Below are 25150 nucleotides of genomic sequence, written 5' to 3' on the forward strand. Positions count from 1 at the left end.
TGAAGGGCAGCATCACATGGCTGAGCGCCGCGTCAACGTCGGCTGGGCCGAGGGTCTTCACGCCCGCCCCGCCTCCATCTTCGTCCGAGCCGCCACGGCCGCAGGCGTCCCGGTGACGATCTCCAAGGCCGGGGGCAACCCCGTCAACGCGGCCTCCATGCTGGCCGTCCTGGGTCTGGGCGCCCAGGGCGGCGAGGAGATCGTCCTCGCCTCCGAGGCCGAGGGCGCGGACGCGGCCCTGGACCGTCTCGCGAAGCTGGTCGCCGAGGGCCTGGAGGAGCTGCCCGAGACCGTCTGAGCCCCACCGCACAGCGCGCCGGAGCCGCGTCGGCCCTTTTCGGGCGGCGCGGCTTCGCCGTTTCCGCATAACGCCCGACGGGCTTCGCCGTTTTCGCGGTACGGCCGGCTTTGGCGCGAAATCAATTTCGGGCACACGTGTGACGCGCCCGCCAAAATTCCGGACGCACGACAATCAGGGCAGCGGAAATTCACCGCCGTCGAATGGCCCCTCTTTGTATACGGCGCCCGTGTTAAAGCCGCAGACCCGACATGTTTACGGGATGTTGCGAAGTCCTCACGCGGTCCGGGCGATCGGCGCCGCCGGAAAAACGCAGCCGGTGCGCGGTCGTCACCCGCTCGGTGTGCAGCGCCGTGATCGCCCGCGCGCGCTCGCCGTCGCCGCGCGCCACCGCGTCCACGATGGCGCCGTGCTCGGCCCAGGAGTCCACGGGGCTGGCGGGCGCCTCCACCGTGTACATCCAGGCGATCTTGTGCCGCAGCTGGGTGAGCACGGAGACCAGGGCCTGGCTGCCGGAGGCCTGGGCGAGCGTCTCGTGGAACCAGCCCCCCAGGGAGCGCAGGTCGTCGCTGCTGCCCCGCCGGGCCCGGTCCTGGCCCAGCCTGACCAGCCCGCGCAGCACCTTGAGGTGCGCCTCGGTGCGCCGCTGGGCGGCCCGGGAGGCGCCGAGCGGCTCCAGGAGCAGGCGCATCTCCAGCAGGTCGGCGGCCTCCTGCTCGGTCGGTTCCGCCACGCACGCGCCCGCGTGCCGCCGGGTCACCACGAAGCCCTCCGCCTCCAGGGTGCGCAGGGCCTCGCGGACGGGGACGCGGGAGACGCCGTAGCGGCGGGCGAGGACTTCCTCGGTCAGCCGGCCGCCGCGCTCGTAGACACCGGCCACGATGTCGTCCCGGATCGCCGTGCATACCGAGTGCGCCGGAATGCGCATGACCGACCTCCGCCTTAATCCCCGTGAAACGTCTCCGATTGACGTGTGTTCGTGACTCTATTGCAATGGCCGGGAATTTCCGACGGCGGGCCGGAATCCATGGATATTTTTTGGACACGGGGGCGTCCGAAACGGCGAAAGCCCCGGCTCGTGAGCCGGGGCTTCGTGACGCGCTGTGCCGCGCCGTCGGACGTGTGCGCCGTTCTGCGTCAGACGTTCACGCCGTGATTGCGGAGGTAGGCCACGGGGTCGATGTCGGAGCCGTACTCGGAGGTGGTCCGGGCCTCGAAGTGGAGGTGCGGCCCGGTGACGTTGCCGGTCGCCCCGGAGAGGCCGATCTGCTGGCCCGGGGTGACCTTCTGGCCCACCGACACTCCGATGGACGACAGGTGGCCGTACTGGGTGTACATGCCGTCGGCCATGCGGATCACGATCTGGTTGCCGTACGACCCGCCCCAGCCGGTCGAGACGACCGTGCCGGTGCCGACCGCGTGCACGACGGTGCCGCTGGCGGCGTGGAAGTCGATGCCCGTGTGGGAACCGGAGGACCACAGGGAGCCGCCGGTCTTGTACCCGGTGGAGACGTACGAGTGGGCGATCGGCGCCACGAAGGCGTTGAGCCGCTTGCGCTCGGCCTCGCGGGCGGCGCGCTCCTTGGCCTCGCGCTCCTTCTTGGCGAGCTCGGCGGCCTTCTTCGCCTGCTCGGCGGCCTTCTTGCGCGCGGCCTGCTCGGCGGCCTTCTGCAAGGCGGCCTGCTCCTGGGCGGCGGCCTGGGCGTCGATCTGCTCGGCGACCGAGTCGCCCATGCTGACGACCGGGGTGAGGCCGGTGTCCTCCACGGAGGGCTCGGCGGCGAGGGCCGGAGTGGCCGCGACGGTGGCGATGACGCCGGTGGTGGCGAGGGCCGCGACGCCTGCGGCGCGGGCGGTGGTGCGGTGCATCCGGCTCGGGCGACGGTGCTTCCCGGTGGCGCGGGTGAACGCCATGAAGTGGTGGGTCCTTTCCTTCCTTCTCGCCTACCGGGTTAGCTGACGGGTTCGGAGCAGGAAGGTCTCCTACGGACCCCCTCGCGGCGCGCGGGCGTCCGATTCACCCCAGGGACTACGGTGGGTCCCCGGCTCCCCTGGCTCGCGCCGTACGGGGACTCGGCGATGGCTGCCCGGTGCCGCGGGTGCGGCGTCCAGCTGAACGAACAGCCCGGTTGACGCTAAGGGCGCCCGCTTCCAATCCCCAAACGGATCCGGGTCTTTGTAGCGCATCCCACAGGGCAGACAGGCAACCTCCGTACCAATTCGGACATCTGAGGTGAACAGGAAAGGGCCCTGGCGACCCGTCGGTCACCAGGGCCCCACGCGCGCGTGCCTACTCGGCCGCGACGACGGTGACTTCGCCGATGCCGAGGGCCTCCACGGGCTCCTTGATCTGAGCCGCGTCACCGACGAGGACGGTGACCAGCCGGTCCACCGGGAACGCGTTCACGACCGCCGCGGTCGCCTCCACGGTGCCGGTGGCGGCGAGCCGCTGGTACATCGTCGCCTGGAAGTCGTCCGGCAGGTACTGCTCGACCTGGTCGGCCAGCGTGCTCGCGACGGCCGCCGCGGTCTCATACTTCAGCGGCGCCACGCCGACGAGGTTCTGCACGGCGACGTCGCGCTCGGCGTCGGTCAGGCCCTCCTCGGCGAGCGTGCGCAGCACCGTCCACAGGTCCTGCAGCGCCGGACCGGTGTTCGGGGTGTCCACGGAGCCGCTGATGGCGAGCATGGAGATGCCGCTGTCGGGCGCGGACCTGAGGACCTGCCCGAAGGAGCGCACCCCGTAGGTGTAGCCCTTCTCCTCGCGCAGGACGCGGTCCAGGCGGGAGGTGAGGGTGCCGCCGAGGCAGTACGTGCCGAGCACCTGGGCCGGCCACACGCGGTCGTGTCGGTCGGCGCCGACGCGACCGATCAGCAGCTGCGTCTGGACGGCTCCGGGGCGGTCCACGATGACGACCCTGCCGGTGTCGTTCGCGGTCACCGACGGCACGGGCCGCGGCTGGGCCGAGGTGCCGCTCCAGGCGCCCAGGGTCTCGCCGAGGAGCGCGTCCAGGTCGATGCCGGTGAGGTCGCCGACGACCACGGCGGTGGCCGTGGCGGGCCTCACGTGCCGCTCGTAGAAGCCGCGCACGGCCGCCGCGTCGATCTTCTCGACCGTCTCCTCGGTGCCCTGACGCGGGCGCGACATGCGCGAGGAGGTCGGGAACAGCTCCTTGGAGAGCTCCTTGGCGGCACGGCGGGACGGGTTCGCCAGCTCGTGCGGGATCTCGTCGAGGCGGTTGCGGACCAGCCGCTCGACCTCGCTGTCGGCGAACGCGGGCGCCCGCAGCGCGTCGGCGAGCAGGCCGAGCCCCTTGGCCAGGCGGGAGGCCGGGACTTCGAGGCTCAGGCGCACACCCGGGTGGTCCGCGTGCGCGTCGAGCGTGGCGCCGCAACGCTCCAACTCGGCGGCGTACTCCTCGGCGGAGTGCTTGTCGGTGCCCTCCGAGAAGGCGCGCGCCATGATCGTGGCGACGCCGTCGAAGCCGGTCGGCTCGGCGTCCAGCGGGGCGTCGAGGAGGACCTCGACGGCGACGACCTGCTGGCCGGGGCGGTGGCAGCGCAGGACGGTCAGGCCGTTGTCCAGCGTGCCGCGCTCGGGCGCCGGGAAGGCCCACGGCCTGGCCTCGCCCGCCTGGGGCTGCGGGTGGAACTCCATCGCGGCGAGCTCGCTCACTTGGCCGTCTCCTCGTTGTCGTCGCCGGCTTCTACGGTGGCCTCGGACTCCGGGTCCTCCGGGAAGTCCTCGTCCTGAGTGTGCTCCGCGGACTCGGCGGAGAGCGGCTCGTAGACCAGCACGGCGCGGTTGTCCGGGCGCAACCGGGCCTGGGCGACCTCCTGGACCTCCTGCGGGGTCACCGCGAGGACGCGCTGAACGGCCGTCAGGGCGAGCTGCGGGTCGCCGAACAGGACGGCGTAGCGGCACAGTTCGTCGGCGCGGCCCGCGACCGTGCCGAGCCGGTCCAGCCACTCGCGCTCCAACTGGGCCTGGGCACGCTCCATCTCCTCGGGCGTGGGGCCCTCCTCGGCGAAGCGGGCGAGCTCCTCGTCGATGGCGGTCTCGATCACCGGCACCTGGACGTCACCGGAGGTCTTCACGTCCAGCCAGCCCAGGGACGGCGCCCCGGCCAGCCGCAGCATGCCGAAGCCGGCCGCCACGGCCGTACGGTCGCGCCGTACCAGCCGGTTGTAGAGGCGGGAGGACTCGCCGCCGCCGAAGATGGTGAGCGCCACGTCGGCGGCGTCGGCCTCGCGCGTGCCGTCCTGCGGGAGCCGGTAGGCGGCCATCAGCGCGCGGGCCGGAACCTCCTCCACGACGACCTCGCGCAGCTGCTCGCCGATGACCTGCGGCAGCGAGCCGTCGCGGGGCGTCGGCTTGCCGTCGTGGGCGGGGATCGAACCGAAGTACTTCTCGATCCAGGCGAGGGTCTGCTGAGGGTCGATGTCGCCGACCACGGACAGCACCGCGTTGTTCGGCGCGTAGTACGTGCGGAAGAACTGGCGCGCGTCCTCCAGGGTGGCCGCGTCCAGGTCCGCCATCGAGCCGATCGGCGTGTGGTGGTACGGGTGGCCCTCCGGGTAGGCGAGGGCGGTCAGCTTCTCGAACGCGGTGCCGTAGGGCACGTTGTCGTAGCGCTGGCGGCGCTCGTTCTTGACGACATCCCGCTGGTTCTCCATGGACTCGTCGTCCAGGGCGGTGAGCAGGGAGCCCATGCGGTCGGCCTCCAGCCAGAGGGCGAGCTCCAGCTGGTGGGTGGGCATGGTCTCGAAGTAGTTGGTCCGTTCGAAGCTGGTGGTGCCGTTGAGGGAGCCGCCGGCGCCCTGGACCAGCTCGAAGTGGCCGTTGCCGCTCACCTGCGCGGAGCCCTGGAACATCAAGTGCTCGAAAAGGTGAGCCAGGCCGGTACGGCCCTTGACTTCGTGGCGGGAGCCGACGTCGTACCAGAGGCAGACCGCCGCCACCGGGGTCAGGTGGTCCTCGGAGAGCACCACGCGCAGACCGTTGGCCAGGCGGTGCTCGGTCGCTGTCAGGCCCCCGGAGCCTGCCTCGGCTTTGGTCGTGTGACCCATGGGCATGTACGTCCCTTCGCTCGCGGAGGCGGTTGTGAAACCGCGGTCTTCCTGCCGGTCCTGCCACTGTATGCAAGCGGCCGGAGGCTCGGTGAAGTTCCCGCAGGACGTACGCCCACAGCGGATCGCGTAGCCTGCGGGATGTCCCGCCGCGGGGCGGCCCCGCGGGCCGGCCGCGGTGCCGGGGCGGACCGCGGACACCGGGTCCTGGCCCGGGTTGTCAGTGCCGCGGTCCACAATGGTCCGCGTCAGATCCCGCTTCACGCTTCAGCAAGAATGCGCCGAAGGCGACGTGAGCGCCCCGAAGGCGAGCGACCAGAAAAGAGGAGCCGGCAGCGATGGCCCGCCGCAGCACGAAGACCCCGCCGCCCGACGACTCGTACGAGGAGAAGATCCTCGACATCGACGTCGTCGACGAGATGCAGGGCTCCTACCTTGAGTACGCGTATTCGGTGATCTACTCCCGTGCTCTGCCGGACGCCCGCGACGGCCTCAAGCCGGTACACCGCCGCATCGTCTACCAGATGAACGAGATGGGCCTGCGCCCCGACCGCGGCTACGTGAAGTGCGCGCGTGTCGTCGGCGACGTGATGGGCAAGCTGCACCCGCACGGCGACGCGTCGATCTACGACGCGCTGGTGCGCATGGCCCAGCCGTTCTCGATGCGCGTCCCGCTGGTCGACGGCCACGGAAACTTCGGCTCGCTGGGCAACGACGACCCACCGGCCGCCATGCGGTACACCGAGTGCCGGATGGCCGAGGCCACGAGCCTGATGACCGAGTCCATCGACGAGGACACGGTCGACTTCGCGCCCAACTACGACGGCCAGGAGCGGGAGCCGGTCGCCCTGCCAGCCGCCTTCCCGAACCTGCTGGTGAACGGCACCTCGGGCATCGCCGTCGGCATGGCCACGAACATGCCGCCGCACAACCTCGCCGAGGTCGTCGCCGCCGCCCGGCACCTGATCCGCCACCCGAGCGCGGATCTGGACACCTTGATGAAGTTCGTCCCGGGCCCCGACCTGCCCACCGGCGGCCGGATCGTCGGCCTGTCCGGGATCCGCGACGCCTACGAGACCGGCCGCGGCACGTTCAGGATCCGCGCCACGGTCTCGGTGGAGGACGTGACGGCGCGCCGCAAGGGCCTCGTCGTCACCGAGCTGCCCTTCACGGTCGGCCCGGAGAAGGTCATCTCCAAGATCAAGGACCTGGTCAACGCCAAGAAGCTCCAGGGCATCACCGACGTCAAGGACCTCACCGACCGTGCGCACGGCCTGCGCCTGGTCATCGAGATCAAGAACGGCTTCGTGCCGGAGGCGGTCCTGGAGCAGCTCTACAAGCTGACCCCGATGGAGGAGTCCTTCGGCATCAACAACGTGGCCCTGGTCGACGGCCAGCCGCTCACGCTGGGCCTCAAGGAACTCCTGGAGGTCTACCTCGACCACCGCTTCGACGTCGTCCGGCGCCGCTCGGAGTTCCGCCGCAGCAAGCGGCGCGACCGGCTACACCTGGTGGAGGGCCTGCTCACCGCCCTCGTCGACATCGACGAGGTGATCCAGCTGATCCGCTCCAGCGAGAACTCCGCGCAGGCGAAGCAGCGCCTGATGGAGCGCTTCTCGCTGTCGGACGTGCAGACCCAGTACATCCTCGACACGCCGCTGCGCCGCCTCACCCGGTTCGACCGGATCGAGCTGGAGGCGGAGCAGGAGCGGCTCACCAACGAGATCGCCGAGCTGACCCGGATCCTGGAGTCGGACGCCGAGCTGCGCAAGCTGGTCTCCGCCGAACTGGCCCAGGTCTCCAAGAAGTTCGGCACCGAGCGGCGCACGGTCCTGCTGGAGGCGGGTGCCTCCCCGGTGGCCGCCGTGCCGCTGCAGGTCGCGGACGACCCGTGCCGGGTGCTCCTGTCCTCGACCGGCCTGCTGGCCCGTACGACGAACGGCGAGCCGTTCCCGCAGGACGCCGACGGCCGGCGCGCCAAGCACGACGTGATCGTCTCGGCCGTGCCGGCGACGGCGCGCGGCGAGGTGGGCGCGGTGACCTCGACGGGCCGCCTGCTGCGGGTGAGCGTGGTCGACCTACCGCAGCTGCCGGAGACGGCGTCGGCGCCGAACCTGGCGGGCGGGGCGCCCCTCGCGGAGTTCGTCTCCCTGGAGGACGACGAGACGCTGGTCTGCCTGACCACGTTCGACGAGTCCTCCCCCGGCCTGGCGATCGGCACGGAGCAGGGTGTGGTCAAGCGCGTGGTTCCCGACTACCCGTCCAACAAGGACGAGCTGGAGGTCATCACGCTCAAGGAGGGCGACCGGATCGTCGGCGCGGTGGAGCTGCGCACCGGCGACGAGGACCTGGTGTTCATCACGGACGACGCGCAGCTGCTGCGCTACCAGGCGTCCCAGGTCCGCCCGCAGGGCCGCCCGGCCGGCGGTATGGCGGGCATCAAGCTCACCGAGGGCGCGAAGGTGATCGCCTTCACCGCGGTCGACCCGGCGGCGGACGCGGTGGTCTTCACGGTCGCGGGCTCGCGCGGCACGCTGGACGACTCGGTCCAGACGACCGCCAAGCTGACCCCGTTCGACCAGTACCCGCGCAAGGGCCGCGCCACCGGCGGTGTGCGCTGCCAACGGTTCCTGAAGGGCGAGGACTGCCTGGCCCTGGCCTGGGCGGGCCCGATCCCGGCACGGGCGGCGCAGAAGAACGGCACCCCGGTCGACCTGCCGGAACTCGACCCGCGCCGCGACGGCTCGGGCACGTCCCTGCCGAAGACGGTGTCGGTGGTGGCGGGACCGGTCTTCTAGCTAGACCGGCGGGGCCTCGTCCGCTTCGGGGTCCTGTACGTAGCGCAGGACGCCCCACATGCCGTGCTCGTCGGCGTGTGGGGCGTCGTCGCGACACCCCTCCAGTTCCTTGGCGAGGGTGGCGGTGTCGATGCCCGAGCCGATCAGGACGAGCTGCGTGAGCCGGGCGTCGGCGGACCCCCAGGGCTCCGGGTAGAAGCGCAGGAATCGGCCGACGGCGTGGACGGCGTACCGGTTGCGGGTGTCGTTCGGGCCGAAGTCGACGTACCCCTTGATCCGGTAGAGCCCCTCGGGCCGGCTGTCGAGGAACGTCATCAGCCGGCGCGGGTCGAGGGGGACCTCGGAGACGAAGGACAGGCTGTCGTAGGCCGTGTGCAGATGACCGGCGTGCTCGTCACCGCTGTCGCCGGTGCCGTCGCCGCCGTCGCTGTCGTCGTGGTCGTGCAGGTCGTCGAAGGACAGCTGCCCGATGCGCTCCTCGCTCGGCCGGCAGTCGAAGAGGATCTCGGGGTCGATGCGGCCGTAGGTGGCGGGGACGACGGCGGCGCGGTCGGTGAGCGAGCCGACGAGACCCAGGACGCCCTCGGCGTCCGCCGTCCGGTCGAGCTTGTTGACCACGACGAGGTCGGCGAGGGCGAGGTGCCGGTCGAGCTCGGGGTGCCGCGCGCGGGTCGCGTCGAACTCGGCGGCGTCGACCACCTCGACGAGCCCGCCGTACACGATCCCGGGATGCTCGCTGGCGAGGACCATCCGTACGAGTTCCTGGGGCTCGGCCAGTCCGCTGGCCTCGATCACGACGACGTCGATGCCGGCGGCGGGCGAGGCCAGCCGCTCCAGGTACACGTCGAGCTCGCTCGCGTCGACGGCGCAGCACAGACAGCCGTTGCCCAGGGAGACCGTGGAGTCGCCGAGCGCCCCCGCCACGGCCATCGCGTCGATCTCGATGGCGCCGAAGTCGTTGACGATCGCCCCGATACGGCTGCCACCACTGCGATGGAGGAGGTGGTTGAGCAGCGTGGTCTTCCCGGAGCCCAGGAATCCGGCCAGCACGACGACCGGGATCTGCTGTGGACTGCGGTTCTGCGCCACCGGGCGACCTCTCTCACGCGGAAGCGTGCACCGGCTCACGGACCGGCGCACGGCTGGGAAGCGAATGCCGCCCCAGGATACGAGTGGGAAGAAACCCCGCGAAGTGAACGATTGTTAGCGCCGGTTGCGGGGCAGACGATGTGCAAGGCGCCGGAGTGTGCGACCCTCGCTTCCCTCTGTGCGCCGCCTCTCCGCCTCCCCGCCGATCAGAGCCGCTCGGCACACTCTGGGAGACGGCAAGCGCCGCCCACCGCTCGCCGGTCCCCTCCAGTCGACCCGCACCCCGACGACCGGCGGATGGCCGCCTGAATCGGGGGTTGACATGACCACACGGAAGACCGGGAGGAAGCGGGGGCTGGGCTCCGCGGCCACGGTGGGGCTCGCCTTCGCGGCGGGCGCCCTCGCGGCGTGGACGACACGACAGCGGCAGTACCTGGAATTACGGCTGCGGCTTGCCCAGGCGGAGCAGGCCGAGAACCACCGCGCGAGCCTGGTGGACTACCAGCGGCTGCAGCTCGGACTTCTCGAACGGGCCATCGACGATCCCGAGCTGGCCGTCGTCCTGAGCACCTTCGAGGCGGAGTCGCCGACACTGCTGCGCCAGCACCTGTTCGCCAACGCCCTGTATTCCAACGCCCTGTTCGGCTACCGCATCGGCGTCGCGACGCTGGAGGAGCTGCACGGGCATCTGCGGGTGCTGTGCCGCAGCGCGCCATTCCGCCGGTACTGGGAGAACACGCGCCCCCATCGCGCGAGCCTCAAGGAGGACTCGGAGGAGGGCCGCATCGGCCGGATGGTGGACACCCTCATTCACGATCTGGATGAGGCAGGGGACACCGAGGAGTGGTGGGTCGTGGGCGAACCGCCCACGGAATAAGCCCAGTTGGGGAACGTTAGGCTTCGCAGGACAGAACGAGCGCCAGTGGATACGTCTCACTATGCGGACTCCCACCCGCAGCCACGCGTGGCTAACCTGTCCCCCGCCCAACACCCACACCACGAGAATGGGGATCCCCCTTGAGAATCGTGCGTCGCATCGGTGCCTCCCCCCGGGAACGCGGGAGCATGACCGGTGACACCTGTCCCGACATCTTCGAGTTGTCCGACGGCAACTACGCGGTCATCGGCACGGACGCCACCGAGTTGCTCGACCCCCGCCTCCCGTCCGATGCGGCTCGCGCCGACTACGAGCGGATCGTCGTGATCAGCCGCGAGACCCTGCTGCGAGCCAAAGGCGACATTCCCGATGCATGACATATCCGGCATAGCGGTCCTTCTGGGGGCCATCGGCGGCGCTCTCAGTGGAGTCGCGGCCATCGTCAAGATCGTCCGCGACATCCGTAAGGACCACGTCACCTCCCACAACCCGCAGGATTGAGGCTCCACCCCGAAGCCCGGCACCCGTGGTGCCGGGCTTCGGGCGTCAGGCCACCACGGGCACCGTGGCCGGCGGCTCCGGGCCCACGTACCGGGCGACCGGGCGGATGATCTTCGGGTCCTCGGCCTGCTCCAGGATGTTGGCGCTCCAGCCCACCACGCGGGCCGCGGCGAACGTGGGGGTGAACATCTCGCGCGGCATACCGCACAGTTCCATGACCACGCCGGCGTAGAACTCGACGTTGGTGTGCAGTTCGCGGCCGGGCTTCAGTTCGGCGAGGATCGCCTCCACCTGGCGCTCGACCTCGACGGCGAAGTCGACGCGCGGGCCGCCGAAGGTCAGGGCGAGGTCACGCAGCATCCGCGAACGGGGGTCCTCCGTACGGTAGATCGCGTGCCCGAAGCCCATGATCCGGTCACCGGCGAGGACGCGTTCCCGGATCCAGCCGTCGATGCGCTCCGGGGTGCCGATGGCGTCCAGGGTCTCCAGCGCACGGCTGGGCGCGCCGCCGTGCAGCGGCCCGGACAGCGCTCCCACGGCTCCCACGAGGCATGCCGCCACATCCGCGCCCGTGGACGCGACGACCCGTGCCGTGAAGGTTGACGCATTGAATCCGTGATCAATGGTTGAGATCAAGTACTGCTCGATCGCCCGGGTCCGCGCCGGGTCCGGCTCCGCGCCCGTGAGCATGTAGAGGTAGTTGGCCGCGTAGGACAGGTCCTCGCGCGGCTCCACGGGGTCGAGCCCGCGCCCGAGCCGGTACAGGGCGGTGAGCAGCGTCGGTACGGCGGCACAGGCGGCGACGGTGTCCGCGCGGCGCCGGTCGGCGTCGATGTCGTACACCGGCCGGAATCCCTTCGCCGCGCCGAGCAACGACAGTGCCGTGCGCAACCCGGCCAACGGACCGGAGGCGCGGCTCGCCGCGGCGACGGCGGGCAGGGCGGCCCGGACCGCGGCGGGCAGCCGCCGCAGCGCGGCGGTCTCGGCGGTGAAGGCGGCGCGGCGCTCCGCGTCCGGCAGCTCGCCGTGGATCAGGAGATGCCAGACGTCCTCGAAGCCACGGGTCCGCGCGAGTTCGACGGCCGAGTACTGGCGGTAGTGGTAGAAGCCCTCGCGGCCCCGGACGTCACCGATGCCGGTGTCGGTGACGACGACACCCGCGAGTCCGCGCGGTACGTCGACGAGGGTGGCCGCAGCCCTGTTGATGGACATGATTTTCCTCCCTGGACTTGATTCGACTGTCCATGCTTGACTGATTCCCTGTCAATATTGATCCAATCAATATGAGCCATCAATGCTCCGGGAGGCGGCTACCGTGACCCCCATGCGTGATCAAGAACCCGCTCCCGGCCGCCCCGAGCGGAGGCTGAGCACCAAGGAGACCGCCGAACTGCTCGGCGTGAAGCCGGAGACCGTGTACGCGTACGTGAGCCGCGGTCAGCTCAGCAGCAGGCGCGACCCCGGCGGCCGGGGCAGCACCTTCGACGCCGAGGAGGTGGCGGCCCTCGCCCGGCGCAACAGACGGGAGAGCGCGGGGAGTCCGGGTTCCGGCGGCGAACTGTCCGTCCGCACCCGCATCACGCTCATCGAGCAGGACCGGTACTACTTCCGGGGCGTGGACGCCACGGAGCTCGCCGCGCGGCACTCCTACGAGGAGGTCGCCGAGTGGCTGTGGACCGGCCGGATGCGCCCCGGGGTCACCTTCACCGCGCCCGAGGCCGCCGTCGCCACCGCCCGCCGCGCCGTGAACGCCCTGCCCGAACACACCGCGCCCACCGACCGGCTGCGGGTCGCCGCGATCGCCGCGGCGGCCGAGGACCCGCTGCGCTTCGACCTGTCCGAGGAGGCCGTGCTCGGCACGGCGCGCGTCCTCATCCCCACCCTCGTCGCCGCCCTGCCGCAGCGGGAGTTCGGCCACCTCGCCGAGGGGCCGCTGGCCCACCGCCTGTGGGGCCGGCTGACCGGCCGCGAGGCCGACGAGGCGTCACTGCGCGCCCTGGACACCGCGCTGGCCCTGCTCGTCGACCACGACCTGGCCGCCTCGACGCTCGCGGTGCGGGTCGCCGCCTCGGCCCGGGCGCACGCCTACGCGGCCGTCTCGGCCGGCCTCGGCGTGATCGAGGGCCCGCTGCACGGCGCGGCCAGCGGACTGGCCCACCGGATGCTGGTCGACGTACTCGACCGGGGCACCGCGGTCCCGGTGATCGCGGACGAGCTCCGCGCCGGCCGCCGCATCCCCGGCCTGGGTCACCGGCTCTACCAGGGCGAGGACCCACGCGCGCGTGCCCTGTTCGCCCTTCTGGAGGAGATCCCGCGCGCGGAGCCCGCCCTGCTCGCGGCCCGCGACGTCGTCGCCACCACCGCCCGTCACGCCCCGCTGCACGCCAATGTCGACCTCGCCCTCGCCGTGCTCACCGTCTCCTGCGGCATGCCCGCCACGGCCGGCGAGACGATCTTCGCCGTGGCCCGGACGGCGGGCTGGATCGCCCACGCCCTGGAGGAGTACGGGGAGCGCCCGCTGCGCATGCGCCCCAGCGGCCACTACGTGGGCCCCCGGCCCCCGCAGCCGCTCCCGGACTAGAACCCGGCACGACCGCTCCCGGACCGGGACACGACTCGGCCGGAAGTCACCCCAAGGAAAGTCAGGTTAGGCTCACCTGTGTGAGTAGGTGTGCGACCGTCTCCCGGAGCCTCGACGAGCCCGTCTCCGGCACGGCGGCCACGGCGACGACGTGGCTGCTGCTGGAACAGCCCGGCCCCTGGGGTGCCAAAGCGCTCACTTCGAGCCACCTGGACCCCGCGCTCGGCCGCGCCCTGGAGGCGGCCGCACAGGGAACGGGCGTGCGCGTCGCGTTGATCCGCCACCCCGGCCGGCACGCCGACCCCGGGATGCCCGCCCCGCGCCGGGTGTACGCCGCCCACGTCGTTCCCGGGAACGTCTGGCTGCACGGCGCGACGACCCGCGACCCGGAACAGCTGCTCGGGCTCGACTTCGCCGCCCTCGGCGCCGGCGACCACCGCTCGTTCGACGCCGCGCTGGGCGGGCGTCCGCACACGGACGGCCCGCTCGCGCTCGTGTGCACCAACGGCAAGCGCGACCGCTGCTGTGCCCTGCTCGGCCGCCCCCTCGCGGCCGAACTCGCCGCTTCCGGTGTGCAGGGCGTCTGGGAGGTCACTCATCTGGGTGGCCACCGTTTCTCGCCGACGGTGCTCGTGCTGCCGTACGGATACGCCTACGGTCGCGCCGAGGCGCACGCCGTCAAGGAGGTCCTGCACGGCGTGCGGGAGGGCCGGATCGTCGTCGAGGGGTGCCGGGGGAACTCTGCCTGGGAGCGGCCCGGTCAGGCGGCCGAACTGGCGGTGCGCCGGGCCGCGGGGGAGTACGCGGCGGACGCGCTGAGCGTCGTACGGACGGACGGCGGCGCCCCGCGCTGGGAGGTGACCGTCGCACACGTCGACGGCCGCCACTGGCGCGTCACCGTGGCCCAGGGCGCCTCGCTGCCGCCCCGGCCGGAGAGCTGCGGCGCGCCGCTGGGCTCGCCCGCCCGGATGGACGTGGTGGAGGTACGGGAGCTGAGGGCGACGGCGCTGGCGAGCTGACGGCGCCGGGTCGGGATTCCTCGGCGCGGCCGCACCGTCTCCCATGGTCGGCCAAGAGATCCCCGCCACACCCCTACGGCAGGCCCCGCCCGTCCACGTACCGTCGTGGGCATGAGCCGCACTCCCCCCGCACGCCGCCTGCGCCTCGGTCTGCCGCGGCGGGTGTTCTCGCAGGTCCTGCTGATGCAGGTGGCGATCGCCGCGGGAGTCGCGGTCCTCGCGACCGGACTGTTCCTGGCCCCGCTGAGCAAGCAGCTGGACAACGAGGCGATGCACCGGGCACTGGCGATCGCGCAGACCACCGCGCAGGACCCGGAGATCGCCGAGGACCTCCGCCGCACCCCGCCGACGGTCGACGGGCCGGTGCAGACGGCAGCGGAACGCATCCGGCGCATCACGCACGCCGAGTACGTCGTCGTGATGGACCAGCGAGGCGTGCGCTGGTCGCACACCGACCCGCGACAGATCGGCCGGCACGTCTCGACCGACCCGCGCAAGGCCCTGGCCGGCGAGCAGGTGATGGAGATCGACAGCGGCACGCTGGGCCGCTCCGCGCGCGGCAAGGTGCCGCTGTACGACGCCGACCACCGGATCGTCGGGGCGGTCTCGGTGGGCATCGCGTACGACAGCGTGCGCGCCCGCCTGATGAGCGCGATCCCGGGGCTGTTCGCCTACGCGGGCGGCGCACTCGCGGTCGGCGCGCTGGCCGCCTGGCTGATCTCCCGCAGGGTCCAGCGGCAGACCCGGGACCTCGCCTTCTCGGACATCTCGGCGCTGCTCGCGGAGCGCGAGGCGATGCTGCACGGCATCCGTGAAGGCGTCGTCGCCCTCGACCGCGGCGGGCGCATACGCCTGTTCAACGACGAGGCACGGCGGCTGCTGAGCCTCGACGACGAGGCCGTCGGGCGGCTGCCCGAAGAGGCGCTGGGGGCGGGTCGTACCGCGGACGTCCTGGCGGGCCGGGTGACCGGCACCGACCTGCTCACCGTGCGCGGCCAGCGGGTGCTGGTCGCCAACCGCATGCCCACCGACGACGGCGGCGCCGTGGCCACCCTGCGCGACCGCACCGAACTGGAGCGGCTCGGCCGCGAACTGGACTCCACGCACGGCCTCATCGACGCCCTGCGCGCCCAGGACCACGAGCACGCCAATCGCATGCACACGTTGCTGGGCCTGCTGGAACTGGAGATGTACGAGGACGCCGTGGAGTTCGTCGGCGAGGTGGTGGGCGACCACCGGGTCACCGCGGAGCAGGTCACCGAGAAGATCCAGGACCCGCTGCTCGCCGCCCTGCTGGTCGGCAAGGCGACCGTGGCGGCCGAGCGCGGGGTCGCCCTGTGGGTGTCGGACCGCACCCGGCTCCCGGACCGGCTGATCGACCCCAGGGGCCTGGTCACGATCGTGGGCAACCTGGTGGACAACGCGCTCGACGCCGTCGGAGGGACGCCGCACGCGCGCGTGGAGGTCGAGTTGCGCACCGAGGGACGTACCGCCGTGCTGAGAGTGCGCGACACGGGCCCCGGGGTCCCGGTGGAGCAGCGGGAGGTGGTCTTCGCCGAGGGGTGGTCCACCAAGCAGCCGCCGGCGCACGGCAAGCGCGGCATAGGCCTCTCTCTGGTGCGCCGGCTCGCCGAGCGGCAGGGCGGGAGCGCGACGGTGGGCGAGGCGGACGGCGGGGGCGCAGAGTTCACGGTCGTCCTGCCGGAGGCCCTGACCGAGCCGGGGCTGGAGCCGGCGCTCGCCGCGTCCGTGGAGACCGCTGCCGCGGAGGAGGCGCGATGATCGAGGTCCTGGTGGTGGACGACGACACCCGGGTCGCACGGGTCAACGCCGCCTACGTCGAGAAGGTGCCGGGCTTCCATGTGGCGGGCGAGGCGCACAACGCGGCCGAGGCACTGCACCAGTTGGAGACGCTGCCGCGGCTCGACCTGGTCCTCATGGACCACTACCTGCCCGACGAGACGGGTCTCGCCGTCGTCCGGGAGATGCGCCGGCGCGGCCACCAGACCGACGTCATCATGGTCACGGCGGCCCGGGACATGTCGACGGTGCAGGCGGCGATGCGGCAGGGCGCCCTGCAGTACCTGGTGAAGCCGTTCGCCTTCGCGGGCCTGCGGACCAAGCTGGAGGCGTACGCGCGGCTGCGCCGCACCCTGGACGGCGGCGGCGAGGCGGAACAGGCCGAGGTGGACCGCATCTTCGGCGCGCTGTCCGCGCCGTCGGTGCCGGAACTGCCCAAGGGGCACTCCCCCACCACCGCCGAACTGGTCCGCCAGTCCCTGATGAACGCCGAAGGCCCGCTCAGCGCCCAGGAGGTCGCCGAACGGACCGGAGTGAGCCGGCAGACGGCCCAGCGCTATCTGAAGCTCCTGGAGCGCGCGGGACGGGCCCGGCTGACCCTCAAATACGGCGACACGGGCCGCCCGGAACACCGTTACGTGTGGGCGACCCGCGTCTGACGGCGTCCGGTCCGTCTGTTGATCCGTCTGTCAGCCTGCGGACTGCGCGGCCTTCGCGGCCTTGCCGACGAATTCGGTCGTGTACGTCTTGCTCAGGTCCACCTCGGCGTTCTTGATGTTGGGGTTGAACGCCTTGAGGACCTTCTCGACGGTCTCGGGACCGTTCGCCGGCATCACACCGTCGTCGGTGAACATCGGGAGGGTGCTCTTGATGGCCTCGGCGTAGAGCGTCTTGTTGCCCTGGGAGTAGTCGGCGGGCATCTTGGCCGCGATCTCGTCGGCGCTGTGGGTGGACATCCACTTGAGCGTCTTGACGAATGCATTGGCCAACTTCTGGACGGTGTCCTTGTGCCCGTTCACCCAGTCCGTCTGCATGTACAGACTTGAAGACGGGTACGGGCCGCCCAGCGCCTTCTCGGAACCCTCGGGCGTCCGCATGTCGAGGAGGATCTTGCCGGCCTTCTTGTCCAGGATCGTGGCGACCGTCGGGTCGGTCGTCATGCCGGCGTCGATCGAGCCCTTCTCCAGGGCGGAGATGAACGTCGGGCCCGCGCCCACGGCGACGGGGGTGAACTCGCTGGTGTTCACGCCGTTCTTGACCGCGAGGTACTTGGTGAGGAAGTCGGTCGAGGCCCCGAGACCGGTGACGCCGAGCTTCTTGCCCTTGAAGTCCTGGGGCGAGGTGATGTCACCCGCCTTCTTGGTGGAGACGACCTCCACCTCGCCGGGGGCGTGCGAGAACTGCACGACGGACTCCACGGCCTTGCCCTTCACCTGGAGGTCGAGGGTGTGGTCGTAGAAGCCGACGGCGCCCTGGACCTGGCCGGAGACGAGCGCGGTCTCCGCCTGCACACCGGCGGGCTCGCTGAGCAGTTCCACGTCGAGGCCCTCGGCGTCGAAGTAGCCGAGCCGCTGGGTGAGCATCGCCGGCAGGTAGATGACCTTGTCCAGGCCACCGACCATGATCTTGACCTTGGTCCCCTTGCCGTCGCCCTTGCTTCCGGAGCCGGTGGAGGCGGTGCTGGCCGCGTCATTGGCGCACGCGGTGAGCGAGGAGAGGGCGAGCAGGCCGACGGCGGCGAGCGACGCGTATCTGGCGGTCTTGCGCATGGCGGTTCACGTCCTTGTGAGAGGGCGGGGCGGGGAGAGGGATGTGCGAGGGGCGCGGGCTTGCGACGGCGCCCGGCGGGCCGTGCTCAGTGGTCGGAGTTCGCGGGCTTCCAGCGGAAGATGCGGCGCTCGGCGAAGGTCAGCAGTCCCTCGGCGACGAGTGCGACGACCGCGAGGATGACCATCGCCGCGTACACGCCGGCGGCGTTGAAGGTGCCCTGCGACTGCGCGACGAGCAGGCCGATGCCCTTGGTGGCGCCGATGTACTCGCCGACGATGGCGCCGATGAGGGCGAAGCCGAAGCTGACGTGGAGGCTGGTGAAGATCCAGGAGGTGGCCGACGGGATGACCACCTGCAGGGTCACCCGGCGATCGCTCGCACCGAGGATCCGGGCGTTGGCGACCAGGTTGCGGTCGACCTCGCGGGCGCCCTGGAAGGCGTTGAAGAACACCGGGAAGAACACGAGCACCACGGCCGACGCGACCTTGGAGGCGGGGCCGAGGCCGAACCAGATCACGAAGATCGGGGCGAGGACGATTCTGGGGATCGAGTTGAGCACCTTGATGTACGGACCGAAGACATCGGCCATGAAGGCGATCCGCCCGAGGGCGATACCGAAGACCACACCGGCGACGACACCGATGACCCAGCCGAGCAGCGCCTCGTGGAGCGTGTACCAGATCTGCTCGCCCAGGGAACCGAGCGCGGTCCCGTGCATGATCCAGGTGTGGATCTGGTCCCAGATCTTCGACGGCATCGAGAAGTTGAACGGATCGATGACCGCGGCCCGGGACAGTGCCTCCCACAGGCCGAGCACGACGACCAGGAGCAGCACCCGTGCGGCGGCCACGACCGCCTTGCGCCTGCGGGCGGCCTGGGCCCGCGACTGCGCGCGGTCCGGTGTCTTGACGGTGTCGGCGACGGGCGTGGTGATGACCTCAGGCGACATGGGCGGCACCTCTTTCGCGGGTGATGCGGACCTCTTCGCCGAGGGACTCCCAGATCTCGCGGTAGATCTCGATGAACCGGGGCTCCAGCCGCACCGACTCGACCTTGCGCGGCCGGGGCAGGTCGATGTCGAAGACCTGCTTCACCGTCGCGGGCCCGGCGGTCATCACGACGACCCTGTCGGCCAGCGCGATGGACTCCTCCAGGTCGTGGGTGACGAAGACGACGGAGGCGCCCGTGCCCTCCCACAGCTCCAGGAGCTCGTCCGACATCAGCGCCCTGGTCTGCACGTCGAGCGCGGAGAACGGCTCGTCCATCAGCAGGATCTCGGGGTCGTTGACGAAGGTGGCGGCGAGGGCGACGCGCTTGCGCTGTCCGCCGGAGAGCTGGTGCGGATAGCGGTCCTCGAAGGCGGCGAGCCCGACCCGGGCCAGCCACTCGCGGGCCTTCTCCCTGGCCTCGGCCTTCGGCACGCCCCGGAAGCGCGGGCCCGCCATGACGTTGGACAGGACCGACCGCCAGGGGAACGTGGCGTCCTGCTGGAAGACGAAGCCGACCTTGTCACCGACGCCGGAGACCGGCTGCCCAGCCACCAGCACCTCGCCCTCGGTGGGCTCCTCCAGCCCGCTGACCAGGGTCAGCGTGGTCGACTTGCCGCAGCCGGTCGGGCCGACGACGGCCACGAACTCACCGCGCCCGATCGTGAGGTCCAGCTCCCGGACGGCCGTGTGCAAACCCCCCGACGGGGTCCTGAAGATCTTGCTCGCGCCCCGCAATTCGATGGCGGGGCTGGTGTCTGTGCTCATGGCCCGGGACGGTAGGTGTGGCCCCGGCCACAGCAGCAGTCTTCTGGGCGCAAGCCGTTCTTTTGCTCGCAAGCACCTGTTGTGCTCTTTTTGCTCGCGCTACAACTGCGGAGCACGAAACACGGGCTTAACGCTCGCCGGCCTTGAAGGAGAGGCCTGATGATTGACGTCCTGGTGGTGGACGACGACTTCCGTGTCGCCGAGATAAACGCCAAGTACGTGGGAAAGGTTCCCGGCTTCCGGGTGGCCGCCCGCGCGCACAGCGCCGCCCAGGCCCTGGCCACCGTGGAACGCGGAACCATCGACCTGGTGCTGCTCGACCACTACCTGCCGGACCGCACCGGCCTCGAACTCGTCCACCTCATGCGGGAACAGGGCCACGGCACCGACGTCATCATGATCACGGCGGCCAGCGATGTGACGACCGTGCAGAAGGCGATGCGCCTGGGCGCCCTGCACTATCTGGTCAAGCCGTTCACCTTCACGGCCCTGCGCAGCCGTCTGGACTCGTACGCCGCCCTGCGCCGCACCGTCGACCGGGTCGGCGGCCGGGGCCTGACGGGCCAGGAACAGGTGGACCGGATCTTCGGCGCGCTGCGCACCGCGCCCGCGCCGAGTTCGCCCGGCCTGCCCAGCGGTCAATCGGAGCCCACCACGGACCTCATCTGCGGCGTCCTGCACCGTGCCGACCATCCGCTGTCCGCCCACGAGGTCGCCGCCGAGACCGGCCTGAGCCGCTCCACGGCCCAGCGCTACCTGCGCCACCTGGAGCAGGCCGGCCGGCTCCGCCTCTCCTTGAAGTACGGCGACACGGGACGCCCGGTGCACCGGTACGCCTGGGTGGCGCCGTAACGCCTCACCACCCGGGCGCACGGACGGCGCCGCTCCGGTTCGCCGCCCCGGCACACGGCCCGCACCTACACCGCCCCCGCTCCGGTGAGCGACCGCACCTCGGTCTCCGCGTGCTTGGCCTCGTCCGGCACCTCGTCCGAGGTGACGGTGCCGAGCCAGCCCGCGAGGAAGCCCAGCGGGATGGACACGATGCCGGGGTTCTGCAACGGGAAGTACTGGAAGTCGACGTCCGGGAACAGCGAACCCGGGCTGCCGGACACCACCGGGGACAGCAGGACCAGCCCCAGCGCCGGAACGAGCCCTCCGTATACGGCCCACACAGCGCCGCGTGTCGTGAAGCCGCGCCAGAACAGCGAGTAGAGCAGCACGGGCAGGTTCGCCGAGGCGGCCACGGCGAAGGCCAGGCCCACCAGGAACGCCACGTTGAGGTCTCTCGCCAGCAGTCCCAGCGCGATCGCGACCACACCGATACCGACCGCCGCGACACGCGCCACCGCCACCTCACTGCGCGGCTCCTTGCGCCCGCGCCGCAGGGAGGCATACAGGTCGTGGGCCACCGACGCGGAGGAAGCGAGGGTGATCCCGGCGACCACCGCGAGGATCGTCGCGAAGGCAACGGCCGCGACGACCGCGAACAGAACCGTGCCACCCGTCGAGTCGGCGCCGCCGCCCAGGTCGAGCGCCAGCAACGGAACCGCCGTGTTCCCGGCCGCGTTCGAGCGGCTCACGGCCCCCGGCCCGACGACCGCGGCCGCCCCGAACCCGAGCACGATCGTCATCAGATAGAAGCCGCCGATCAGCCCGATCGCCCACACCACCGAACGGCGGGCGGCCCGCGCGGTCGGCACGGTGTAGAAGCGGGACAGGATGTGCGGCAGCCCGGCCGTGCCCAGTACCAGGGCGAGCCCCAGGCTGATGAAGTCGAACCGCGCGGTCCAGTCCCCGCCGTACTTGAGCCCCGGCGCCAGGAACGCGTTCCCGTGCCCGCTGCGCTCGGCCGCCGTGAGCAGCAGTCGGTCGACGTCCCCGTGGAACCGCACCAGGACGAGCACGGTCAGCGCGATCGTCCCGCAGAGCAGCAGGACCGCCTTCACGATCTGGATCCAGGTGGTGGCCCGCATCCCTCCCATCGACACATAGATGACCATGAGCGCGCCGACCCCGATGACGGTCCACGCCTGCGCCGCCTCGTCGGTCCGCCCGAGCAGCAGCGCGACCAGGCTGCCCGCCCCGACCATTTGCGCCACCAAATACAGAACGGACACGGTGACCGAGGAAGTTCCCGCCGCGATCCGCACCGGCCGCTCGCTCATCCGCGCCGCCACCACGTCGGCGAGCGTGAACCGCCCACAGTTGCGCACCAGTTCGGCGACCAGGAACAACACCACCAGCCAGGCGACCAGGAAGCCCACCACATAGAGCAGCCCGTCGTAGCCGAACAGCGCGATGAGCCCGGTCACCCCCAGGAAGGAGGCGGCCGACATGTAGTCACCCGCGATGGCAAAACCATTCTCCATCGGCGAGAACAGCCGACCACCCGCGTAGAACTCCTCTGCCGAACCGTGCCGGTTGCGACTCACCCACGTCGTGATCGCCAACGTGACGGCCACGAACCCGCTGAACAGCACCAAGGCAAGCGCCTGATGACGATCCGTCACAACGCACCGCCTCGCATTCCGCGTGTCAGTTCCTGTGTGTCCCAGCGCAGTTCGAGCGCGATCCGGTCCCTGCGCAGCCGCGCGTGCCGGGCGTAGGCCCAGGTGAGCAGAAACGTGGTGAGGAACTGCCCGAGGCCCGCGAGCATCGCCACGTTCACCGCGCCCGCGACGCGCCTGGCCATGAACCCCGGCGCCGCCGTCGCCGTGACCACGTACCCCACGTACCAGGTCAGGAAGACGGCGACCCCCGGCACCACGAACCGGCGATACCGGCTGCGCACCTCCTGGAAGGCCGCGCTGCGCTGCACCTCCAGATACACGTCCCGCGCGCGAACGGCCTCCCCGCCCTCACGCGCACCCGGTACGGCGGGAGCCGGCACGCCCACACCGTCCAACTCGCCCCAGCCGGAGGCCAGCGCGTCGTACCACGGGTCCTCGTACCTCGCCTCGCGCGGAGGCCGGCTTGGGTCTTCGTGGTTGTCGGCCGAACCCTCGGGAGCGCCTCCGCCTCCGCGAGGACGACCGTTACTTGACTGCATGCCCAAGGATGGACAGATCGGGAAGATCCCCGACTCTTCTTCCCCGGACACTTCACCCCATCAGGTGACTAATCCGCTGGTGGGCGCACCAGGCCCTTTCCGTACGCATAACGCACCGCCTGCGCACGGTCCTTGAGCCCGGTCTTGGCGAAGAGGTTGTTGATGTGCGTCTTCACCGTCGCGGTGGACACGCACAGCCTTCGGGCGATCTCCTGGTTGCTGAGCCCCTCGGCGATCAGTACCAGGACCTCGGTCTCCCGGGCGGTCAGTCCGTCGGGCGCCCCGGTGGCCACCGGCTGCGGCTCGGGCTCCGACAGCCGCTCCAGCAGCCGCCGTTGCACACTCGGCGACAGCCCCGCGTCCCCGGACAGCACGCTCTCCACGGCCCGTACGATCTCGTCGCCGCCGGCGTCCTTGGTCAGGTAACCGCGCGCCCCCGCTCTCAGCGCCGGAAACAGCGACTCGTCGTCCGCGAACGTGGTGAGCACCACCACCTGGGTCCCGGGGTGCTCGGCCCGGATCCGCCGGGTCGCCTCCACGCCGTCGCAGCGGGGCATCCGCAGGTCCATCAGGACCACGTCCGGGGCGAGTTCGGCGACCAGCTCGACCGCCTCCTGCCCGTCGGCCCCGGCACCGACGACCTCGATGCCCGGGAGCAGTCCGAGCAGCATCACGATGCCCTCCCGGACCACGGTCTGGTCGTCCACGACGACCACCCGCGCCGGCCGCCTCCCGGCCTCCTCCGTCATGCGGGCACCCTCAACGTCACCGCGAATCCCTCCTCGTCCGGCCCGGCCTCCAGTGAGCCGCCCAGCAACTCGGCCCGCTCGCGCATCCCCAGCAGACCGTACCCGGCGCCCGCACCGGTGAGCTCGCCCGGCTTCCCGCCCGAATCCCGTACGTCCAGGGTGACTTCGTACTCGCTGTAGTCCAGGCTCATCCGGACCTTGGCACCGTGGGCGTGCTTGCGGACGTTCGTCAGCGCCTCCTGGGCGACCCGGCGTACAGCCTGTGACGCCTCGGCGGACAGCGGTCTGCGCTCACCCGTGACGGCGACCTCCGCGCCGTCGGCCGTGCTGACGAGCTCGGTCAGGAAGTCCTCCAACGGGGTCAGCTCGCCGCGCAGCGCGGAGAGCGACTGCCGGGTCTCTGCGAGGCCGTCACGGGCCATCCCCCGCGCCGCCACGACCCGTTCGAGGATCTGCTCCCGGTCCGCGCCCCGCTCGATCAGTAGCCGGGCCGCCTCCAGGTGCACGAGCTGCGCCGAGAGGCTGTGCGCGAGGACGTCGTGGATCTCCCGAGCGATCCTCGCCCGCTCGGCCAGCGCCGCCGACTCCGCCTCGGCCGCGCGGGCGGCCCGCTCCTGGGCGAGCAGACGCTGGGCGCTGCCCCGAGCCTCGGCGTCGAGTCGCAGGACCCAGCCGGCGAGGGCCATGCCCACGACGGTGGCGGCGGTGGTCAGCCACACGTCGTTGTTGAACGCGGCGAACGAGGCGAGGGCCACGGAGGCGACGGGCAGAGCGGCGGCCAGCGGCATGCGTTCCAGGGCGGAGATGCCACAGCCGCACCAGATCACCAGGGCCGGGCCTCTGAACCCGGTGGCCTGGGCGGCGACCGCGATCGCCAGGAGCACGCTGATGAGCGCCAGGGAGGGCACGAGCCGGTGTGCGTAGGTCGTGTGGAAGAAGGCCCAGGAGACGGCGGCTGCCAGGATCACGGTGGCGACGGCGGCGACCGCTCCCCAGGGCGGGACGTGGTTCGCGCTGAAGGCGCCCCACAGCAGTATGGCGAGCACCAGCATGCGCACCGCCCAGGCCAGCATGCGCCGGGAACGGGGGCTTCCCATGCGACCGAGCGCCTCGCGTGAGGGCCAGCTCGTCCAGAGGTTCTGCGTCACACGCGCTCCTTCCAGGCGGGTCGGACCTCGGTGACACCGTACGCCGTGGCCTCTGCGGCACGGGCGGTCAGCGGTTGCGCCCGCCAGGCCAGGATTCCGGCGCGCACGAACAGGGTGCCGGCGAGGGCGAGCATCAGGGCCGAGCTGTCCTGGTGCACGCCGATCAGGACGCCGAGTCCGAAGAGGCCGACGCGCAGGCCGATGCCGACGACCCAGACGATCACGCTCGCCTTGCTGCTCTTGGTCCAGACGACGCCGTCCGACTCCCTCCACACACGGGTGGTCCAGGCCCAGCCGGCGCCGGTGGCCAGGCCTATGAGCACCTCGGCGAAGAGCAGCAGGGCGGACGCGGTGCGGTGGTGGGCGTCGAGTATGCCGGGCTCACGCAGCGCCAGGAACGCGAGGACCACCGGCACGGCCCACCAGCGCCGGTCGGTGTCGAGCGGGCGGGCGCGGAACTGCCGTACGACCACCAGCACGACGACGGCCACGATCACCAGCGCGTTGACGAGCCCGGACATCAGAGCCTCCGTGAGCGGGAAGGGGGAACCGGCAGCAAGCACTGCCGACGCCTTCGACGCTACGGAAATTCGCAGGTCAGCAGATCGGAGCGGAGGTGGATCGAGGGTGGATCCAGCCGGCGCCGC

24 protein-coding genes and 1 riboswitch are annotated in these 25150 nt (G+C 71.3%); of the genes, 10 read left to right on the forward strand and 14 right to left on the reverse strand.

Annotated elements, in window-relative coordinates; genetic code table 11:
• The first annotated feature begins 16 nt into the window (after positions 1–16).
• The gene (locus IPZ69_RS17065; protein ID WP_235454988.1) at positions 17–298 is read left to right on the forward strand and encodes an HPr family phosphocarrier protein; all 282 of its coding nucleotides are present in this window, start codon (positions 17–19) and stop codon (positions 296–298) included.
• A 232-nt stretch (positions 299–530) separates the two neighbouring features.
• Here IPZ69_RS17065 and IPZ69_RS17070 read toward each other — a convergent pair whose 3' ends face one another.
• The 4 genes from IPZ69_RS17070 to IPZ69_RS17085 form a co-directional block, all read right to left on the reverse strand.
• Positions 531–1226, reverse strand: a complete 696-nt coding sequence (locus IPZ69_RS17070) for a GntR family transcriptional regulator (RefSeq protein WP_235454989.1) — start codon at positions 1224–1226, stop codon at positions 531–533.
• Positions 1227–1435: 209 nt separating this feature from the next.
• Positions 1436–2212 carry a M23 family metallopeptidase gene (locus IPZ69_RS17075; protein WP_235454990.1) on the reverse strand — a complete coding sequence of 259 codons (777 nt, stop codon included), beginning with the start codon at positions 2210–2212 and terminating at the stop codon, positions 1436–1438.
• 13 nt (positions 2213–2225) lie between these two features.
• Positions 2226–2387: riboswitch (cyclic di-AMP (ydaO/yuaA leader) on the reverse strand.
• 201 nt (positions 2388–2588) lie between these two features.
• A complete protein-coding gene (locus IPZ69_RS17080) occupies positions 2589–3974 on the reverse strand; it encodes a M16 family metallopeptidase (protein ID WP_235454991.1) in 1386 nt (461 codons plus the stop codon).
• On the reverse strand, positions 3971–5374 hold the full coding sequence (locus tag IPZ69_RS17085; protein ID WP_235454992.1) for a M16 family metallopeptidase: 1404 nt from the start codon (positions 5372–5374) through the stop codon (positions 3971–3973). The genes IPZ69_RS17080 and IPZ69_RS17085 overlap by 4 nt, the downstream gene beginning before the upstream one ends.
• A gap of 332 nt (positions 5375–5706) precedes the next feature.
• Here IPZ69_RS17085 and IPZ69_RS17090 point away from each other — a divergent pair, with 332 nt between their 5' ends.
• Positions 5707–8166, forward strand: a complete 2460-nt coding sequence (locus IPZ69_RS17090; RefSeq protein WP_235454993.1) for a DNA gyrase/topoisomerase IV subunit A — start codon at positions 5707–5709, stop codon at positions 8164–8166.
• Here the strand turns inward: IPZ69_RS17090 and IPZ69_RS17095 are convergent, their stop codons facing one another.
• Positions 8167–9255 carry a CobW family GTP-binding protein gene (locus tag IPZ69_RS17095; protein WP_235454994.1) on the reverse strand — a complete coding sequence of 363 codons (1089 nt, stop codon included), beginning with the start codon at positions 9253–9255 and terminating at the stop codon, positions 8167–8169. It abuts the gene before it with no gap.
• Between the two features lie 322 nt (positions 9256–9577).
• Between IPZ69_RS17095 and IPZ69_RS17100 the strand changes: the two genes are divergently transcribed.
• The 3 genes from IPZ69_RS17100 (at position 9578) to IPZ69_RS46970 (ending at position 10633) form a co-directional block, all read left to right on the forward strand.
• Positions 9578–10132: a DUF6082 family protein gene (locus IPZ69_RS17100; RefSeq protein ID WP_235454995.1), complete on the forward strand. Its 555-nt coding sequence runs from the start codon at positions 9578–9580 to the stop codon at positions 10130–10132.
• Between the two features lie 140 nt (positions 10133–10272).
• Entirely contained in the window at positions 10273–10509 is a 237-nt protein-coding gene (locus IPZ69_RS17105; RefSeq protein WP_235454996.1) for a hypothetical protein, read from the forward strand.
• The gene (locus IPZ69_RS46970) at positions 10502–10633 is read left to right on the forward strand and encodes a hypothetical protein (protein ID WP_268834672.1); all 132 of its coding nucleotides are present in this window, start codon (positions 10502–10504) and stop codon (positions 10631–10633) included. Before IPZ69_RS17105 ends, IPZ69_RS46970 begins: the two co-directional genes overlap by 8 nt.
• Before the next feature lie 45 nt (positions 10634–10678).
• Here IPZ69_RS46970 and IPZ69_RS17110 read toward each other — a convergent pair whose 3' ends face one another.
• Positions 10679–11845, reverse strand: coding sequence for a citrate synthase/methylcitrate synthase (locus IPZ69_RS17110; RefSeq protein WP_235454997.1), 1167 nt, complete (start codon positions 11843–11845; stop codon positions 10679–10681).
• A 112-nt stretch (positions 11846–11957) separates the two neighbouring features.
• On the opposite strand from IPZ69_RS17110, the gene IPZ69_RS17115 reads away from it, so the two are divergent.
• The 4 genes from IPZ69_RS17115 to IPZ69_RS17130 all read left to right on the forward strand — a co-directional run bounded on the left by IPZ69_RS17115 (position 11958) and on the right by IPZ69_RS17130 (position 16692).
• Positions 11958–13214: a citrate synthase gene (locus IPZ69_RS17115; protein ID WP_235454998.1), complete on the forward strand. Its 1257-nt coding sequence runs from the start codon at positions 11958–11960 to the stop codon at positions 13212–13214.
• Between the two features lie 80 nt (positions 13215–13294).
• Positions 13295–14233: a sucrase ferredoxin gene (locus tag IPZ69_RS17120; protein ID WP_235454999.1), complete on the forward strand. Its 939-nt coding sequence runs from the start codon at positions 13295–13297 to the stop codon at positions 14231–14233.
• Between the two features lie 111 nt (positions 14234–14344).
• Positions 14345–16015, forward strand: a complete 1671-nt coding sequence (locus tag IPZ69_RS17125; RefSeq protein WP_235455000.1) for an ATP-binding protein — start codon at positions 14345–14347, stop codon at positions 16013–16015.
• Positions 16012–16692 carry a response regulator gene (locus IPZ69_RS17130; protein WP_235455001.1) on the forward strand — a complete coding sequence of 227 codons (681 nt, stop codon included), beginning with the start codon at positions 16012–16014 and terminating at the stop codon, positions 16690–16692. Before IPZ69_RS17125 ends, IPZ69_RS17130 begins: the two co-directional genes overlap by 4 nt.
• A gap of 30 nt (positions 16693–16722) precedes the next feature.
• Here IPZ69_RS17130 and IPZ69_RS17135 read toward each other — a convergent pair whose 3' ends face one another.
• The 3 genes from IPZ69_RS17135 to IPZ69_RS17145 all read right to left on the reverse strand — a co-directional run bounded on the left by IPZ69_RS17135 (position 16723) and on the right by IPZ69_RS17145 (position 19557).
• Positions 16723–17802, reverse strand: a complete 1080-nt coding sequence (locus IPZ69_RS17135; RefSeq protein WP_235455002.1) for an ABC transporter substrate-binding protein — start codon at positions 17800–17802, stop codon at positions 16723–16725.
• An 86-nt stretch (positions 17803–17888) separates the two neighbouring features.
• A complete protein-coding gene (locus IPZ69_RS17140; RefSeq protein ID WP_235455003.1) occupies positions 17889–18752 on the reverse strand; it encodes an ABC transporter permease in 864 nt (287 codons plus the stop codon).
• On the reverse strand, positions 18742–19557 hold the full coding sequence (locus tag IPZ69_RS17145; protein ID WP_235455004.1) for an ABC transporter ATP-binding protein: 816 nt from the start codon (positions 19555–19557) through the stop codon (positions 18742–18744). Before IPZ69_RS17145 ends, IPZ69_RS17140 begins: the two co-directional genes overlap by 11 nt.
• A gap of 159 nt (positions 19558–19716) precedes the next feature.
• Between IPZ69_RS17145 and IPZ69_RS17150 the strand changes: the two genes are divergently transcribed.
• Complete coding sequence (locus IPZ69_RS17150; RefSeq protein ID WP_235455005.1) at positions 19717–20409, forward strand: response regulator; 693 nt, start codon at positions 19717–19719, stop codon at positions 20407–20409.
• 65 nt (positions 20410–20474) lie between these two features.
• On the opposite strand, the gene IPZ69_RS17155 is transcribed toward IPZ69_RS17150, so the two are convergent.
• The 5 genes from IPZ69_RS17155 to IPZ69_RS17175 all read right to left on the reverse strand — a co-directional run bounded on the left by IPZ69_RS17155 (position 20475) and on the right by IPZ69_RS17175 (position 25024).
• Positions 20475–22067 (reverse strand): solute symporter family protein, encoded by a 1593-nt coding sequence (locus IPZ69_RS17155; protein WP_235455006.1) that lies wholly within the window; start codon positions 22065–22067, stop codon positions 20475–20477.
• Positions 22064–22606, reverse strand: a complete 543-nt coding sequence (locus tag IPZ69_RS17160; RefSeq protein ID WP_235455007.1) for a DUF485 domain-containing protein — start codon at positions 22604–22606, stop codon at positions 22064–22066. Before IPZ69_RS17160 ends, IPZ69_RS17155 begins: the two co-directional genes overlap by 4 nt.
• Positions 22607–22674: 68 nt before the next feature.
• Positions 22675–23355: a response regulator gene (locus tag IPZ69_RS17165; RefSeq protein WP_235455008.1), complete on the reverse strand. Its 681-nt coding sequence runs from the start codon at positions 23353–23355 to the stop codon at positions 22675–22677.
• On the reverse strand, positions 23352–24503 hold the full coding sequence (locus IPZ69_RS17170; RefSeq protein ID WP_235455009.1) for a histidine kinase: 1152 nt from the start codon (positions 24501–24503) through the stop codon (positions 23352–23354). Before IPZ69_RS17170 ends, IPZ69_RS17165 begins: the two co-directional genes overlap by 4 nt.
• The gene (locus IPZ69_RS17175) at positions 24500–25024 is read right to left on the reverse strand and encodes a DUF1453 domain-containing protein (RefSeq protein WP_235455010.1); all 525 of its coding nucleotides are present in this window, start codon (positions 25022–25024) and stop codon (positions 24500–24502) included. Before IPZ69_RS17175 ends, IPZ69_RS17170 begins: the two co-directional genes overlap by 4 nt.
• Positions 25025–25150 lie beyond the last annotated feature (126 nt).

The organism is Streptomyces olivochromogenes, assembly GCF_021538895.1.
In the GTDB taxonomy this organism is placed as follows: domain Bacteria; phylum Actinomycetota; class Actinomycetes; order Streptomycetales; family Streptomycetaceae; genus Streptomyces; species Streptomyces olivochromogenes_A.

Coding starts and splice junctions, on each gene's coding strand:
- IPZ69_RS46970 (WP_268834672.1), top strand. CDS start 10,502: ATGCATGACATATCCGGCATAGCGGTCCTTCTGGGGGCCATCGGCGGC.
- IPZ69_RS17145 (WP_235455004.1), bottom strand. CDS start 19,557: ATGAGCACAGACACCAGCCCCGCCATCGAATTGCGGGGCGCGAGCAAG.
- IPZ69_RS17110 (WP_235454997.1), bottom strand. CDS start 11,845: ATGTCCATCAACAGGGCTGCGGCCACCCTCGTCGACGTACCGCGCGGA.
- IPZ69_RS17125 (WP_235455000.1), top strand. CDS start 14,345: ATGAGCCGCACTCCCCCCGCACGCCGCCTGCGCCTCGGTCTGCCGCGG.
- IPZ69_RS17130 (WP_235455001.1), top strand. CDS start 16,012: ATGATCGAGGTCCTGGTGGTGGACGACGACACCCGGGTCGCACGGGTC.
- IPZ69_RS17175 (WP_235455010.1), bottom strand. CDS start 25,024: ATGTCCGGGCTCGTCAACGCGCTGGTGATCGTGGCCGTCGTCGTGCTG.
- IPZ69_RS17100 (WP_235454995.1), top strand. CDS start 9,578: ATGACCACACGGAAGACCGGGAGGAAGCGGGGGCTGGGCTCCGCGGCC.
- IPZ69_RS17085 (WP_235454992.1), bottom strand. CDS start 5,374: ATGCCCATGGGTCACACGACCAAAGCCGAGGCAGGCTCCGGGGGCCTG.
- IPZ69_RS17115 (WP_235454998.1), top strand. CDS start 11,958: ATGCGTGATCAAGAACCCGCTCCCGGCCGCCCCGAGCGGAGGCTGAGC.
- IPZ69_RS17075 (WP_235454990.1), bottom strand. CDS start 2,212: ATGGCGTTCACCCGCGCCACCGGGAAGCACCGTCGCCCGAGCCGGATG.
- IPZ69_RS17150 (WP_235455005.1), top strand. CDS start 19,717: ATGATTGACGTCCTGGTGGTGGACGACGACTTCCGTGTCGCCGAGATA.
- IPZ69_RS17090 (WP_235454993.1), top strand. CDS start 5,707: ATGGCCCGCCGCAGCACGAAGACCCCGCCGCCCGACGACTCGTACGAG.
- IPZ69_RS17065 (WP_235454988.1), top strand. CDS start 17: ATGGCTGAGCGCCGCGTCAACGTCGGCTGGGCCGAGGGTCTTCACGCC.
- IPZ69_RS17160 (WP_235455007.1), bottom strand. CDS start 22,606: ATGCAGTCAAGTAACGGTCGTCCTCGCGGAGGCGGAGGCGCTCCCGAG.
- IPZ69_RS17165 (WP_235455008.1), bottom strand. CDS start 23,355: ATGACGGAGGAGGCCGGGAGGCGGCCGGCGCGGGTGGTCGTCGTGGAC.
- IPZ69_RS17140 (WP_235455003.1), bottom strand. CDS start 18,752: ATGTCGCCTGAGGTCATCACCACGCCCGTCGCCGACACCGTCAAGACA.
- IPZ69_RS17070 (WP_235454989.1), bottom strand. CDS start 1,226: ATGCGCATTCCGGCGCACTCGGTATGCACGGCGATCCGGGACGACATC.
- IPZ69_RS17135 (WP_235455002.1), bottom strand. CDS start 17,802: ATGCGCAAGACCGCCAGATACGCGTCGCTCGCCGCCGTCGGCCTGCTC.